Annotated in this window: 14 protein-coding genes; 6 read left to right on the plus strand and 8 right to left on the minus strand. The window is 59.2% G+C overall.

Annotation, left to right across the window (positions count from 1 at the left end; all coding sequences use genetic code 11):
• Positions 1-181: 181 nt before the first annotated feature.
• Entirely contained in the window at positions 182-1,399 is a 1,218-nt protein-coding gene (gene glgC / locus HMPREF3011_RS06980) for a glucose-1-phosphate adenylyltransferase (protein WP_070841530.1), read from the minus strand.
• 112 nt (positions 1,400-1,511) lie between these two features.
• Between glgC and glgA the strand changes: the two genes are divergently transcribed.
• The 3 genes from glgA (at position 1,512) to budA (ending at position 5,363) form a co-directional block, all read left to right on the plus strand.
• On the plus strand, positions 1,512-2,708 hold the full coding sequence (gene glgA, locus HMPREF3011_RS06985; RefSeq protein WP_070841321.1) for a glycogen synthase: 1,197 nt from the start codon (positions 1,512-1,514) through the stop codon (positions 2,706-2,708).
• Positions 2,709-2,947: 239 nt separating this feature from the next.
• Entirely contained in the window at positions 2,948-4,471 is a 1,524-nt protein-coding gene (locus tag HMPREF3011_RS06990) for a glycoside hydrolase family 5 protein (protein WP_070841322.1), read from the plus strand.
• A gap of 142 nt (positions 4,472-4,613) precedes the next feature.
• Positions 4,614-5,363: an acetolactate decarboxylase gene (gene budA, locus HMPREF3011_RS06995; RefSeq protein ID WP_038628349.1), complete on the plus strand. Its 750-nt coding sequence runs from the start codon at positions 4,614-4,616 to the stop codon at positions 5,361-5,363.
• A 3-nt stretch (positions 5,364-5,366) separates the two neighbouring features.
• Here budA and HMPREF3011_RS07000 read toward each other — a convergent pair whose 3' ends face one another.
• The 6 genes from HMPREF3011_RS07000 to HMPREF3011_RS07025 form a co-directional block, all read right to left on the minus strand.
• Positions 5,367-6,242, minus strand: coding sequence for a methyltransferase domain-containing protein (locus HMPREF3011_RS07000; RefSeq protein ID WP_038629489.1), 876 nt, complete (start codon positions 6,240-6,242; stop codon positions 5,367-5,369).
• A 303-nt stretch (positions 6,243-6,545) separates the two neighbouring features.
• Positions 6,546-6,713 (minus strand): DUF3117 domain-containing protein, encoded by a 168-nt coding sequence (locus HMPREF3011_RS07005; RefSeq protein ID WP_005509573.1) that lies wholly within the window; start codon positions 6,711-6,713, stop codon positions 6,546-6,548.
• 222 nt (positions 6,714-6,935) lie between these two features.
• Positions 6,936-7,748, minus strand: a complete 813-nt coding sequence (gene folP / locus HMPREF3011_RS07010; protein ID WP_038629488.1) for a dihydropteroate synthase — start codon at positions 7,746-7,748, stop codon at positions 6,936-6,938.
• Between the two features lie 45 nt (positions 7,749-7,793).
• A complete protein-coding gene (locus HMPREF3011_RS07015) occupies positions 7,794-8,621 on the minus strand; it encodes an LOG family protein (RefSeq protein WP_038628347.1) in 828 nt (275 codons plus the stop codon).
• Positions 8,622-8,690: 69 nt separating this feature from the next.
• On the minus strand, positions 8,691-9,827 hold the full coding sequence (dapE, locus tag HMPREF3011_RS07020; RefSeq protein WP_038628344.1) for a succinyl-diaminopimelate desuccinylase: 1,137 nt from the start codon (positions 9,825-9,827) through the stop codon (positions 8,691-8,693).
• Positions 9,828-9,832: 5 nt separating this feature from the next.
• Complete coding sequence (locus HMPREF3011_RS07025) at positions 9,833-10,723, minus strand: hypothetical protein (RefSeq protein WP_235191241.1); 891 nt, start codon at positions 10,721-10,723, stop codon at positions 9,833-9,835.
• 83 nt (positions 10,724-10,806) lie between these two features.
• Here HMPREF3011_RS07025 and HMPREF3011_RS07030 point away from each other — a divergent pair, with 83 nt between their 5' ends.
• The 3 genes from HMPREF3011_RS07030 (at position 10,807) to dapD (ending at position 14,415) form a co-directional block, all read left to right on the plus strand.
• Entirely contained in the window at positions 10,807-11,799 is a 993-nt protein-coding gene (locus HMPREF3011_RS07030; protein ID WP_038628339.1) for a 2,3,4,5-tetrahydropyridine-2,6-dicarboxylate N-succinyltransferase, read from the plus strand.
• Positions 11,800-11,908: 109 nt separating this feature from the next.
• Positions 11,909-13,327, plus strand: a complete 1,419-nt coding sequence (locus tag HMPREF3011_RS07035; RefSeq protein ID WP_070585969.1) for an amino acid permease — start codon at positions 11,909-11,911, stop codon at positions 13,325-13,327.
• A 116-nt stretch (positions 13,328-13,443) separates the two neighbouring features.
• Positions 13,444-14,415, plus strand: coding sequence for a 2,3,4,5-tetrahydropyridine-2,6-dicarboxylate N-succinyltransferase (gene dapD, locus HMPREF3011_RS07040; RefSeq protein WP_070841323.1), 972 nt, complete (start codon positions 13,444-13,446; stop codon positions 14,413-14,415).
• On the opposite strand, the gene HMPREF3011_RS07045 is transcribed toward dapD, so the two are convergent.
• Positions 14,408-15,352, minus strand: coding sequence for a pseudouridine synthase (locus HMPREF3011_RS07045; protein WP_049180832.1), 945 nt, complete (start codon positions 15,350-15,352; stop codon positions 14,408-14,410). The genes dapD and HMPREF3011_RS07045 overlap by 8 nt on opposite strands.
• Positions 15,353-15,435: the final 83 nt, after the last annotated feature.

Here is a 15,435-nt window from a genome sequence, read left to right on the forward strand (position 1 = left end):
CCTGAAAGTGTCATAAACTCGCACAGTTTCACTTTTGCAGCCCGTAGCCCCACGTGCAGCCCACATTTTTGGGATTGCCAGTTTTGGGGCTAGGTAGCAACTAAGCAGCAAAAAGCTTAAAAGAAAAAGGCACGTACCCCACGGTACGTGCCTTCTTGCAGCCTGGGCAGGCTTTGACAGGCTAAATAACCTGGTTCTTACCAACAGCGACAACGCCGCCAGCGCTGACCTTGAAGCGCGCTGCGTCCTTCTCCGGATCGACACCGATAATGGCGCCGTCGGAAACTACAACGTTCTTGTCCAAAATCGCGTGGCGAACCACTGCCCCGCGGCCGACGCGCACGCCTGGGAAGAGAACCGATCCCTCCACCGTCGCTCCGTCCTCGACCACAACGTTGGTGCTAATCACCGAGTTGCGGACCGTACCACCGGAGACAATCGAACCGGCACCGACCATTGAAGCCTGAGCAATACCGCCCTGGACAAACTTGGCCGGAGGCAGGTTCTCCTCCGAGAAGGTGTGGATTGGCCACTTCTTGTTGTAGAGGTTAAACACCGGGTGGACGGAAATCAGGTCCATGTTGGCCTCGTAGAAGGCATCGATGGTACCGACGTCACGCCAGTAGCCCTTGTCACGTTCGGTCTCCCCCGGAACGTAGCTGTCCTTGAAGTCCCAGACGAAAGCTTCGCCCTCCTCTACCAGCATCGGAATGATGTTTCCGCCCATGTCATGGTCGGAGTTTTCATCTTCCGAGTCACGCTTAATAGCGTCGATAAGCGCAGAGGTAGTGAAGATGTAGTTACCCATCGACGCGAACGTCGAGTTCGGGTCATCCGGGGTGCCGGGTGGGTCGGCCGGCTTCTCCAGGAACTCGGTGATTCGGTTGTTGTCATCAGCATCAATGACACCGAATGCGCTGGCCTCGGAGCGTGGGACACGGATACCAGCAACGGTAACGCCAGCGCCAGACTCGATGTGGGCCTCCAGCATCTGCTGCGGGTCCATACGGTAGACGTGGTCGGCACCGAAGACGATGACGTACTCCGGATCCTCGTCATAAACCAAATTCAGCGACTGCAGAATCGCGTCAGCCGAACCGGTGAACCAGCGCTTACCCAGACGCTGCTGAGCCGGCACCGGAGTGACGTACTGGCCGGTGATGCCGGACAGCTGCCACGCCTGCGAAATGTGACGGTCGAGCGAGTGGGACTTGTACTGGGTCAGCACACAGATCTTCAGGAAACCTGCGTTGACCAAGTTCGACAGCACGAAGTCGATAAGCCGATAGCTGCCGCCGAAAGGCACGGCGGGCTTAGCGCGGTCTTCCGTCAGCGGGAAGAGACGCTTGCCTTCGCCACCGGCAAGGACAATGGACAAAACATGTGGTTGACTCCTCACACCAACCAACCTATATGCGATTTACGTTCCTCGCTGCCAGTCTCCCCTCCTCACTACCCACACCCAGACATATCAAGCGACGGAAATTGTCAAATCTGGCTACGCTGGAACTATGCGTGTTGCCATGATGACCAAGGAATACCCTCCGGAGATTTACGGCGGAGCAGGTGTTCACGTAACTGAACTGACTCGTTTCATGCGCGGCCTCGACGGCGTTGACGTCGATGTGCACTGCATGGGTGCTCCTCGCGATGAGGCGGATGTATATGTCCACGGCGTTGACCCGGAGCTGAAGGATGCCAACGCCTCGATTAAAACGCTGTCCACGGGTTTGCGCATGGCTGATGCCGCTGCGGCAACCGACATTGATGTCGTCCACTCTCACACCTGGTACTCAGGCCTGGGTGGCCATCTCACCCGTCTGCTCAAGGGCATTCCACACGTGGCTACCGCGCACTCGTTGGAGCCGCACCGCCCGTGGAAGCGCGAGCAGCTCGGTGGCGGTTACGACGTTTCCAGCTGGTCCGAGCGCAATGCTATGGAGTACGCAGACGCTGTCATTGCTGTCTCTGCGCGCATGAAGGACGCCATCTTGGACGCCTACCCGCGTATCTCCCCCGACAAGGTCCACGTCGTTCTGAACGGCATCGACACTGAGCTGTGGCACCCGCGTCCGACGTGGGAAGAGTCCAAGGAGCAGAACGGCTGGTCCGTCCTGGAAGAGCTCGGCGTTGACCCGTCTCGTCCGATGGTTGCGTTCGTCGGCCGCATCACCCGTCAGAAGGGTGTCGCTCACCTGGTCAAGGCCGCATCGCTTTTCGACGACGGTGTGCAACTTGTACTGTGCGCCGGCGCGCCGGACACCCCGGAAATCGCTAAGGAGACCGAGCAGCTCGTTCACGACCTGCAGGAAAAGCGCGACGGCATTTTCTGGGTGAAGGACATGCTACCGAAGGAGAAAATCCAGGAAATCCTGACGGCCGCGGATTCCTTCGTCTGCCCGTCCATCTACGAGCCGCTGGGCATCGTCAACCTCGAGGCTATGGCCTGTGGCACCGCCGTTGTCGCCTCTGATGTCGGCGGTATTCCGGAGGTTGTCGTCGACGGTGAAACCGGCACTCTGGTTCACTACGACGAGTCCGATCCGGAGGGCTTCGAACGCGACATTGCTGCCGCTGTCAACAACATGGTCGCCGACCGTGACCACGCTGCCAAGGTTGGCCAGGCGGGTAAGAAGCGCGCTGAGGATGTGTTTAGCTGGGAGAACATCGCCGAGCAGACCGTCGAAGTCTATAAGTCTTTGATGTAGCAGGCTGATTGCCGCGCGCTATTGCCGTGCATAGTGACCGTCCATCGAGACTGCACACCACGGCTGTGCAGTGGACGGTGTGTCCTCATAAGGCCCATCGCTTCCAAAGAGGAAGCGGTGGGCCTTTTAGCCTTTTTGCTAACCCCATTCAGGACGTTTATTTATGCGTTTGCGCACTTTTCTGAACCTAATTTAAGTTTTGGATGAATTTATCATTACTGGTCAATAGCATATTGAGTATGAGATTCACTAAGAAGGTGGCAGCAGTTGGTGCCGCCATTGCCATAGCGCTAGCGGGGGCAGTACCGCATCAGGCGCTCGCGACAGAAGTAGCACCATCCCCTAGTACCGCTACCATCACCGAGCGTGGTCCCCTGGGACAGTCCGGTCGCTGGTTTACCGACGGTGATGGCCGAGCTTTCCTCACTCAGGGGTCGAACATCGTCTACAAGCACGATCCCTACACCCCCGAGGCCGGAGGCTTTAACGAGGACGACGCCGACTGGCTCGTGCAGCAGGGCTTCGACTCCATGCGAGTCGGCATTATCTGGAAAGCAGTAGAGCCAGAGCCCGGCGTCTACAACGACGAATACCTGGATTCCATTGCCCGCACCATCTCTATGCTCACTGAGCGTGGAATCGCGGTCTTGGTCGATGCCCACCAGGACATGTACAACGAAAAGTTCGAGGGCGAATTTGCCCCGGATTGGGCTGTCATTGACGACGGCGTTCCCAGCCTTCTGAAGGTTGGCTTCCCAACTAACCAGGCCCTCAATATCGGCCTCATTAGGGCATACGACAACTTCCTAAATAACCGCGAAGGACCGGGTGGCGTTGGGCTGCAGGAGCGTTACGCTGCCATGTGGGGTCATGTCGCAGAACGTCTCGGTGACATGCCGGGCCTGATGGGCTACGACATCATAAATGAACCGTGGCCAGGTTCGGCGTACCCACTGTGCTACCTGGCTCTGGGCGACTGCGGTCCAGCTAAGGCAAAGCTCGATGAACTGCACCAGAAGGCTGCCGATCAGATTGTCGCCAAGGACCGGGACGCTATTGTCCACTACGAGCCCTACTCCATGTGGAACACCGGATTGAATACCGATCCGGCCGCCCCGCAGGTTCCTGATACCGCTGGCACGGCCCTCAGCTGGCATGTCTACTGCACCACGAACGCCCTGTTCAACACCTACACGGGCTGCGACTTCTTCGATGGCCGTGTCTTCGACAATGCGGAAATCGTCTCATCCGGTAACGGCTCGGCCACACTGCTTTCCGAGTTCGGCGCCACCGACGATGCCGATACCCTCAATGGCGTAATTTCGCTTGCCCGCCGCCACATGGTCGGCTGGCAGTACTGGTCCTACTGCGGATGCAACGACCCGACGACGCAGAACCAGAAGGAACAGGGCATGGTCTTCGACCCGACTGTTCCAGGACCTGTAGGTGCCGATGCCTTCAACCGCGACAAGATGACCATCCTCGCCGCTCCACACCTGCGGGCAGTCGCGGGCACCCCGCAGGCTACTGACTGGAACGCAGACACCCGGGTCTACGAGGCCAGCTGGAACAATAGTCGCGTCGATGGCACCGGAGTTTTCGCACCTGGTTCCACCAGCGAGCTCGTTGTGCCCTCGATCAACTTCCCGAATGGGTTCACAGTGAATGTCGAAGGCGGTCACGCCACTGTCGCTGCCGATGGCCAGACCGTTCATATCGTCTCCACTGCTGACCAAGTGACAGTCACCATCCAGCCGAAGTAGAACCAACCGCTCGATTCACCAAATCGCGCCCTGTGGATTTTTCCGCAGGGCGTTTTTCTTGCCACGATTTCCTTCCCCACAAGCCGATCGGACATCCAACCGACCACCCGCCCCAGCTTGGGCTACAAATATCGCGAATATAATGGCTTCCATGACCACTCACGAGAATTTTCCAACGGTCCGACACACAATTTTCCAAAACTCACTGATGTCCGCACTGCTCGATGGCATCTACGACGGCGAGATGACCATTGGCGAAATCCTTGGTCATGGAAACTTCGGCATCGGTACCTTCGACGGCCTCGATGGCGAAATGGTAATCCTCGACGGGGTCTGCTGGCAGGTGCGTCACGACGGCTCCGCGACCCGGGCCACCATGGATCAGCGCAGCCCCTACACGGTGGTAACCAATTTCGTTCCCCACACGGTGATGGATGCGCCGGAAAACCTGACTCGCAAGGAAATTAGCCCCATCATCGATTCCCTGGTGCCGAGCCAAAACTTTATGTACGCACTGCGGATTACCGGCGAATTTGAGTGGGTGAAGACTCGAACCGTCGTAAAGCAGGAAAAGCCGTACCAGAAGATGGTTGATGCGACGGAAGAAGACGCCTCGGTTGATTTTGAGAACTTGCGGGGCACGATTGCGGGCTTCCGCACGCCGGTCTATGAGAAGGGAATTTCGGTGCCCGGCTGTCACGTGCACTTCCTCGCGGAAGGCGGCACCGGCGGCGGGCATGTGCTGGACTTTAAGCTGCGCTCGGGCACTATCGAGTTGTGCCCGGGCACCGACCTGCAACTTCGCCTTCCGCTAACGGCGGAATTCTCGGATGCTGATCTGGATCCGGATGACCTGGATGAACAGATTCACAAAACCGAGGTCAAGGAGTAGGCGCTAGTCGCCCGGGCGCCCCAGACGGGTGACATAGGCACGGGCGGTGACGTGCATCTCTGCAGGTAGCGCTGCAATACGTTCCTGCAGCACCTCTGGGTGGATATGGCGTGCCGACGGGCTCATACCGATCTGAGCGGCAATTGCACTCTGGTTGAGGTTCATACCGAACTCCACCAACTCCGGGTCACCAACAGGCACGAGGTGCCCCTCCGCCTGGGAAATCATGCGCTCGACCTTGCCGCGCTCGACATCGATGATGCCCAGCGGCTCACGAAGCTCTCCCAGGTGACCAGTAGTGGCAGTCAGAACCACGACCTGGCCGCCCGGCTTGAGCACGCGAGCGAACTCCTCCGCGTTGCGAGGTGCGAAGACAACCGTAAGCGCATCGATGGAGCCATCGCGCAGCGGCAACCGTGCCCACGCATCGGCCACGACCGCACCGAGCCGCGGGTGACTCTTGGCCAGATGCTTGGCGGCCGGCACAGACACATCAATGCCTACGCCACGAGAATTGGGAATGCTGTCCAGCGTGTGTGCGAGGTAGTAACCAGTGCCCGCACCGACTTCGCAGATGACTGGGCTGGCGGCCTCGGACACATTGGCGTCGTCAAGCACGTCCTGGACGTTACCTGTAACTGCCTCAACGAATGGAGCATAGTGGCCACCAGAGAGGAACTCCTCTCGAGCGGTAATCATCTTGGCGTCATCGCCGGTGTAGCGCAGACCAGCCCCACCGGCGAGCGTAACGTAACCCTGGCGGGCGACATCATAGCTATGTCCGGATTCGGACTTCAGAGTCATTCGTTCGGCATCACCAAACTTCAAATCAGTGCCATCGATGGGGTCAGCAAGCACATCAATGATGTCAGCTAGCACGTCGGTCACTCCTCAAACTGAGCTAGAAAAATAATTTTCACTATCTTAGCCCGTGTCGAGCTCAGCCAAGTAACTCCAATGCGAGTTACTGACTGCGTTTATGACAAAAATGGTCCGAAAGACGGCTTCAAAGTGTCATAAACTCGCACAGTTTCACATGTGCAGCCCGTACTTTTTGTTTATAAACCCGCATTCGAGCCGTTATCACCTGAAAAAAGAAAAGGCGACCTACACCACTTGTGTAGGTCGCCCCTGGGGCAAAACCGGACAAGCCCGGCCGCTACCCCGCTACCCGGGTATCCACTACTCCACTACTGCTACGAGCTCTGCGCCGAGCTCCTTGGCCTCCTCTGGGGAGAGTTCCACCACCAGGCGCCCACCACCATCTGCGGGGACGCGCATCACAATCTTCTTGCCCTCTTTAACTGCCTCCAGCGGACCATCACCGGTACGCGGCTTCATTGCTGCCATGTGAACTCCTTCGTTCTAAGACAATGTCGATGCAGGAGACGACCAGCTACCCCAGCTCAGCTGTGGTAGCCGGGAGATTGACAATCCGGTTCAAGACCTCGGTCTAAGACCCCGGTTCAAGATTCCGGTTTAGAATCCCTGTCGGCATTTTCGACTACTTCTCTTCATCATAATCCTTTATTTCACGCAGCGGCATGGGTGAAGCGCCTCAAACTACGCCCCTTACACCAGCCCACGCACCGGATGCAGTGGTGCAAAATCACCGAAAATAGCCAGAGTCATGCGACAGACATCAAGGGTTTCGGACACCTGATGCGAACGGAACACCGCAACGCCGGCAGCTGCCGCATGGGCAGTCGCGGCCAAGGTGCCGGGCACACGTTGCTCGACCGGGCGGTCCAGAGTCTCACCGACGAAGTCCTTATTCGACAGCGCCATAAGCACCGGCCAGCCTGTATCCACGAGCTCATTGCAGCGCCGCAGAAGTTCGAGGCCGTGGTAGGTGTTCTTGCCAAAGTCGTGGGTGGGATCGATGAGGATGCGGTCCTCCGGCACGCCAGCGTCCACTGCCCTCTGGGCGAGTTTGCCGGTTTCTGAGATGACATCGTCCACGATGTCGTCGTAACGCACGCGAATCGGATTGGTGCGTGGCAGAGCCCCACCGGTGTGCGAGCAGACGTAACCCATCCCGTGGGAACCCGCGACTTCCAGCAGCTCCGGGTCATGGCCCGCCCAAGTGTCGTTAATGAGGTTGGCGCCAGCGTTGATGGCGGCCTCTCCGACTTCTGCGCGCCAGGTGTCGACGCTGATGTGCAGGTCAGGATAGCGCTCGCGAACCTTCGCGATGGTCGGCACCACGCGCTCGATTTCCTCGGCAACAGTTACTTCTGCACCGATACCGGCCTTGACGCCGCCGATGTCGACAATGCCCGCGCCTGCCGCAACAACTTCGTCGACGCGAGCAAGCGCAGCCTCCTCCGCAGCCGTCTCGCCACGGTCATAGAAGGAATCCGGGGTGCGATTGACGATGGCCATCACCGTCGGCACCGCGGAGTCCTGATAAAAGCTCCGCACAGCGTCCTACCTTTCGCTGAAACGACGGACTCGGCGGAGCTTTTCGCGAACGTCAGAGGTCTGCTTACAGTCTTCCATCAGCTTTTCGTGCGCGGCCTCGATGTACTCGACAGCTTCTTCAATGGAGTCGGTGACCAGGAAAAGGTCCATATCAGTCGGAGAAATTAGCTCCATGGCCACTAGTTTCTCACGCATCCAATCAACCAGCCCCGACCAGAACTCAGTGCCGAGCAGCACGATTGGGTGATTTTCCACCTTCTCGGTCTGCACCATCACCAGTGACTCAAAAAGTTCATCGAGCGTGCCGAAACCACCCGGCAGGCAAATAAACGCCTGCGAGTACTTCAGGAACATGGTCTTACGCACGAAGAAGTAGCGGAAGTTCATGCCCAGGTCGACCCAGTCGTTCAAGTGCTGCTCGTGCGGCAGCTCAATGCCCAACCCAATGGACAGGCCGTCGGCGTCGTAGCAGCCGCGGTTGGCGGCTTCCATGATGCCCGGGCCGCCACCAGTGATGGTCGCGTAACCCGCCTCCGCCAGCGCCTTGCCCAGGTCGAAGCCCCACTGGTAGTAAGGGCTGTCCTCTGGCAGACGTGCCGAACCATATACCGTCACCGCCGGCGGGATTTCCGCCAACGCACCAAAGCCGTCAACGAACTCCGACTGAATGCGCAGCACACGCCAGGTATCGTTGTGCAGCCAATCCGTGTTCGGATTGTGTGACAACAGCCTGCGGTCGGTCGTAGACGCCTGCGGTTCGCCTGCCTGTCGGATCGCGATTGGGCCGCGGAGTGCACGGCGCTTAGCTGGGGACGGAGTACGTACAGGTTTCATAACCTCACAATGTATGCCAGCAATGACATACGCGCACCCGCTCGGCGAGGGCGGGGTGTGATTCTAGGCTCACTCAGCCACCGGCGCGGTGGTCAAATACCGCCGCAAATCCTCCCACAGTGCCGCTATGCACTCGACCGGAATCTGCTCATCCTTCTTGTGGCAGTACGCCGGGTCACCCGGGCCAAAGTTCACCGCAGGAATGCCGAGCGCCGAAAAACGCGCCACATCGGTCCACCCAAACTTGGGCTTTACGACGTCGCCTGCGACCGCAACCAACTCCTTCGCAGCAGCCGCATGCAGTCCAGGCAGCGCCCCAGGGCTCACATCCTCGACATCGACAGTGAGGTCCTCGGCCGCGAACTCGTCGAGCCCCAGCACCTCGCGGAAGTGTGCCATAGCCTCATCGGCGCTGCGGTTGGGCGCGAATCGGAAGTTGACTCGCAGCACCGCCTCGTCGGGAAGCGTATTGGTAGCAACCCCGGCTTCCAGCCAGACGACGTTGAGCCCTTCGCGGTAGGCCAAGCCATCGATGTCCACAGTCTGCGGTTCATAGGCGGCAATGCGTGACAGCACCGGCGCTAACTTGTGCACGGCATTGTCGCCGAGCCACGCCCGAGCCGAGTGCGCACGTGTGCCGTGAGCGGTCAAACGCAGGCGAATAGAGCCCTGACAACCGGCTTCGATGACATTGCCGCTGGGCTCGCCCAGCAGAGCGACATCGCCAGTCAGAAGCTCCGGATGCGACTCACTCAAGTGCCGCAACCCGTTGAACTCCGCGGCGATTTCTTCGCATTCGTACATGATGAGCGTCAGGTCGCGCTGCAGCTCCTGGTTTGCCGCTAGCGTCGCAAAAGCATGCAGATAGACCGCGTCCCCGCTTTTCATATCCACAGTTCCGCAGCCAAAGAGCGTGTCTCTCCCCTGCGCGTCTACCCCACGCGTCGAAGGCACATTGCCCGCAGTCGGCACCGTATCCAGGTGCCCTGCCAAAATCACGCGCTGCGGCAACCCGCGATGAGTCCGCGCAATCACGTTGTTATCGATGCGCAGGACCTCAATCGACTTATCTGCCTGCGCTACCTCACGCAATGCCACCTCGACGGCATCCGCAATCGCGGTCTCATTGTGGGACACCGATTCGATGTCAACCAGTGCCGCCGTGAGGTCGACAGGATCTTGGAGCAGATTTAACTTCGATTTCACATCAATTAAGCGTACAAACCATTGTGCGCCAGCGAAACCAGAATTTTGTGATGAATATGCGCCGCACGACCATTGATCGCATCCCCATTGGCAGGCGCGCCACCGCCGAGGAACAGCGCCAGCTCATGCGGTTCGGCGGAGGTCACACCAACTCTCCCCTCCGCCGGACGCTTAAGCCCATCAGCCACCTCAAAGACCAGGGTTTTCGCTCCTTCCGGGAGAGTTTGGGCAATGATTTCCTCCGGAGTTTCGCTTGCCGACGACCCCAGCGCCCGCTCCTCCCCCGCAGAATCGGTCACCTCTCCGTTGCCGCTTTCTTCCTCGACAACGCCCGCGCCGGGTCCATAGACCACAGCCACACGGGAGCCATAGACCGCAATCACCGGACGAAGCTCATTCGTGCTGACAATCACCGTAGAACCGGCCAACGGCTTGCAGACGGCCGCGACAATCTTGGCCGTTGCATGTGGCAGCTGCACTGGAGTGGGATCGATGTCTCGTCGATAAGCAGGACGAAGCGTTTCGGCGACATCGCCCAGCTCATCGCGCTCCCACATTGGCAGAGCGTCGATGCGTGCCTGCTGATCGCGGTTCTTGCGCTCCAGCAGAAGACGGGCGATCATGCCACCACCGAGCCCCACTGCGATGGCAACTGCGATAACCAGCACAAGACGGTTCGGCGCGATGAGCGCAACCACTGCGGCAATCACCACGCCGACTGCCCCAATTGGCATTGCTCGCGGTGGCAAAACGAAACCAAAGAAGCTGGCTACGGCAAGAATCCAAGCACTCAGCAGTGCGAATCCGACATAGAAGACCACCGGCAGGGCCAGGACGAAGCCGAGTCCGAGCACACTGACAGCAATGATGAGGCTAACTAAGAACCACTGCTTCATTTTCTGTGTGCTTTCAAGGCCAGCTAGGGGCATAGTTCATCCTTCCGCGAAGATTCCTCTAAGGGATACTAATATTAAGAATCATGATTACATCTGGTGCTGTCGCTACGGGAATCGCCAACATCGCAATGGACGGTACAGTTCTCGATACTTGGTTTCCCGCACCTCAGTTAAGCGATGAGGTCGTAGAGTCGAGCACTCACCGGCTCGGCGCCGCTGATTTGACCCCACAGCTGCTTCGTCAGGTGATTTTGGACGAGGATCGCCGCGTGGAGCAGGTGGCAGTGCGCACGTCCATTGAGGATTTGTCCAAGCCGGCTGTCGACCCGCACGATGCCTACCTGCGCCTGCATTTGCTCTCCCACCGCCTGGTCAAGCCGCACCAGCTAAACACCAAGGGGCTCTACGAGCTGCTCCACGTCGTGGCGTGGACCAACAAGGGGCCATGCCTGCCGGACAACTTCGAGCAACTGCGTACCCACTTGCGCGTCCGCGGCCTGATTCACGTCTACGCCATCGACCGTATGCCGCGCATGGTCGACTATGTGCTGCCCGCAGGTGTCCGCATTGCAGAGGCCGAGCGCGTGCGGTTGGGCGCTTATCTGGCACCGGGTACGTCAGTACTGCGCGAGGGATTTGTCTCGCTGAACTCGGGCACTCTGGGCCCATGCAAGATTGAGGGACGTCTATCCTCCGGTGTTGTCATTGGCGCGCACACGAAGGTGGGGCTGTCGGCCTCCATCATTGCCGCTCACGACGATTCCGGTCAGCGTAAGCCGCTCACGGTTGGCGAGCGCTGCCACATCGATATCGCGGCCGGCACCGTCGGCGTCAGCCTCGGTAATGACTGCATTATTGACCGAAGCATCCTCATTGCCCCCGATACGCCCATCGATGTCCCCGCAGAGAACCGCCGTATTCAGGCATGGGAAATCTCCGGCCGCAACAATATGCACTTCTACCATCACCCGGACCACTCGGCGGTGTGCGTCCGCCGCACGGAACGCCCGGGCAATGACGAAGGTGCCGCTACTTTCACTCAGCTTGCCGACGTGCCGGATGAGCTGGCCGGATAACCTACTTTAGGTGTCTTGAAGGCACATTAATGGACCCCGAAACGGTGAATGGGGGGTAAACCCGTAATACGGTTATTGCCCCTGTTATCAGCGAGGTAATGTTTGCGACATGACCGAATCGCAAATTACCTCCACCTCCGGCGAGACAACTCAGCTGGGCAAGGGGCTGCAGGTTCGACACCTGACCATGATGGGTCTTGGCTCCGCAATCGGTGCCGGTCTTTTCCTTGGTACGGGCGTCGGCATTAAGGCAGCTGGCCCGGGTGTTCTCATTTCCTACGTCATCGCTGGCTTCATTGTCGTCCTCGTCATGCAGATGCTCGGCGAGATGGCCGCTGCCCGCCCGACACCGGGTAGCTTCTCCACCTATGCTGAGATGGCCTTTGGTTCTTCGGCTGGCTTTGTCCTCGGTTGGCTCTACTGGTTCATGCTCATCATGGTGCTCGGTGCTGAAATCACCGGCGCCGGTGCCATCATGGGTGCGTGGTTCGGTATTCCGGGCTGGATTCCAGGCCTGATTTGTGTTGTCTTCTTCGCTGTAGTGAATTTGGCGAATGTGCGCGGTTTCGGCGAGTTTGAGTTCTGGTTCGCGTTCATCAAGGTCGCGGTGATTATCGCGTTCTTGGTTATTGGCGTCCTTCTTTTCTTCGGTCTGCTGCCAGGTACCAGCTTCGTCGGTACGACGCATATTGCCGAATCCGGATTCCTCCCGAATGGCGTTTCCGGCATTGCCGCTGGTCTGTTGGCTGTGGCCTTCGCCTTCGGCGGTATCGAGATTGTCACGATTGCCGCTGCTGAGGCCGAGGATCCGCAGCGCTCCATCGCTGCTGCTGTCCGCTCGGTAATCTTCCGCATCTCTGTGTTCTACCTGGGCTGCGTGACCGTCATCATCCTGCTGTTGCCGTACTCCCAGATCGACGGCGCTGACTCCGCAGCTGAGTCGCCGTTCACCCAGGTTCTAAAGCAGGCGAACATTCCAGGTGCGGTTGGCTTCATGGAGGCCATTATCGTTCTGGCGCTGCTGTCCGCATTCAACGCTCAGATTTACGCCACCTCTCGCCTGGTCTACTCGATGTCCACCCGCGGTGAGGCACCGCGCTTCTTCGCCCACACCAATGAGCACGCAGTTCCGAACCGTGCGGTCATCATGTCGATGGTCTTCGCCTTCGTCTCTGTTGGCCTGCAGGTTGTCTTCGACGGCTCGAGTGTCCTGGTCTTCCTGCTGAACGCTGTCGGCGGCTGCTTGCTGGTGATCTGGCTGGTCATTGCCCTGTCCGAGATTAAGCTGCGCCCGCAGATGGAGGCCAACAACGAGCTTTCCGTTCGCATGTGGGCCTACCCGGCACTGTCCTGGGTAGCGGTCATCCTGATCCTGGGCCTCGCTGTTGGCATGCTCACCGATTCTGGTGCTCGCCAGCAGGTTATCGCCGTAGTGTGTGTCACTGCGTTCCTTGCGGTGCTCGCTGCACTGACTAAGAAGAGCCGCACCGCGGCTCGCGAGGCCTTCGAGTCCAGCGATAGCAACTAGCCCATGACAACTAATCGCAGGGCCTAACCACCCTGCTACCCCTATCCGAACACTTCCTTACTACACATTTGCGGAACACTTTTCATAGATAGGGATATGCCGGTAGCCTGTTTTCCATGAAATTTGGAGCACAAGCTACCGGCATTGCCACTTTTAACAACGATACTGTTCTCGACGTCTGGTTCCCCGCCCCCAAGCTCATCGAAGAGGGCACGGCAACCTCCACCACGACCGGAACCATTGACACCGACGCGCTCCCCGAAGATTTCACCTACCTCGCAGACCTGGCCGTAGCCGATGCGGACCGCGGTACCACACGCCGTCTGGTCACAGCTACCATCGCTTCACTCGATGACGCACCAGTCGACACCATCGATGCCTACCTGCGCCTCCATCTGCTCTCCCACCGCCTGGTTGTGCCCAACAGCATCAACCTGGACGGTATCTTCGGCAAGCTCAACAATGTGGCGTGGACCAATTTTGGCCCCTGTGCTGTCGAAGGCTTCGAGGTAACCCGAGCCAAGCTGTCACGCCGCGGGCCTGTCACCGTCTACTCCATCGATAAATTCCCCCGCATGGTCGACTACGTCACTCCCACCGGAGTCCGCATCGGTGACGCTGACCGCGTGCGCCTTGGAGCCCACCTCGCTGAGGGCACCACAGTTATGCACGAGGGCTTCGTCAACTTCAACGCAGGCACGCTTGGACACTCCATGGTGGAAGGCCGTATCTCCCAGGGCGTCATCGTCGACGACGGCTCCGATATCGGCGGTGGAGCGTCCATCATGGGCACATTATCCGGCGGAGGTAAGGAAGTTGTGTCCGTCGGCAAGCGATGCCTACTCGGTGCGAACGCTGGACTCGGCATCTCGCTCGGCGATGACTGCGTACTGGAAGCCGGGCTCTACATCACCGCCGGCACCAAGTGTCACGTTGCCCTGGACGGCGTGAAGAAGACGCTCAAGGCCCGCGAGCTTTCGGACGGATCGAATATGCTCTTCCGCCGCAATTCACTCTCTGGTGCAGTCGAGGTTGTGCCGTGGGCTGCCGAAAAGGTGAAGCTCAGCGCCGAGCTGCACGCTAACTAACGGTGGTCGGCACGTCTGCCGGGGCCGAAATATTCCGCGTGCTCCGGTAGGCACATCGCTCACCAGTGACGGGGTCGATGAACGCCAATGCGGTCGCCGTCAGGCGCAACTGCGGCGTGTACCTTAGCGCGCTGCCCGCGCTTGCCGACGGCTCCTGCGTCCTAACCTCTCGGCCATACGTGTCCTCACCGAGAATGGGATAGCCTAGCCAGTCCATCGTCGCCCGCAGCTGATGTGTGCGGCCCGTATGGGGCTGTAGCCGCCAGTGCCCCACCTGCATGCGGCTGCCGCAATGCCCGCAACCACAGCCGACTGCATGCAGCGGAATGCTGGCGCTGGTCGCACCACCGCCACGGCTGCTCGCCAGCACATCGCCGATATCCGCCGCTACCGGACCTAGGAAGGTCACTGTTGTGTGTGCGAGCTTGAGCTTGGGATTCTTCGCAGCGGCGCGTGCGGGATCATTGGTCTCCACAACTTTTACTCCGCGCTCTGCCGGGTTGGGGTCGAGCAGGAGTGTGACTTCCCTGCTTTCTCCCGCATGCCAATCATCGGGCATCACGGTGAGGCATTCGTATTCTTTGGTGATTTCCTGGTTTTGGAAAAGCTGCTGGTAGCGCGCACGGGTAGCCGGATTCCGAGAGAGCAACAGGAGCCCGCTGGTCAGCAGGTCCAGGCGGTGAACGGCCACAATCTCCGATTCCCCGAGACTACGTCGCAGGCGCTCCTGCACGGTATTGGCCACGATGCGGCCATTGGGGGTCGCTGGCAGAAAAGGTGGCTTGTCTACGACCAAAAACTCATCAGTGTCGGCCACAATTGCCGGCTCAAAGGGGATGTACTCCTCGCGCTCGTGAGCGGCGGCATCGACTTGCGCTGCCTGACGGTTCTTCTCAAGTCCCCACCAGGCATCGCGATTGCCTGCGGCACGTCCCACGGCACACTCCCCTTTTTATGATTTGGTCTATGCCGATGTCGGCACCGTTTGCAGCATTCGGCCTACTCGGGCCAGCACATCTG

Source organism: Corynebacterium sp. HMSC074C04, from assembly GCF_001838295.1.
Taxonomy (GTDB): domain Bacteria; phylum Actinomycetota; class Actinomycetes; order Mycobacteriales; family Mycobacteriaceae; genus Corynebacterium; species Corynebacterium amycolatum.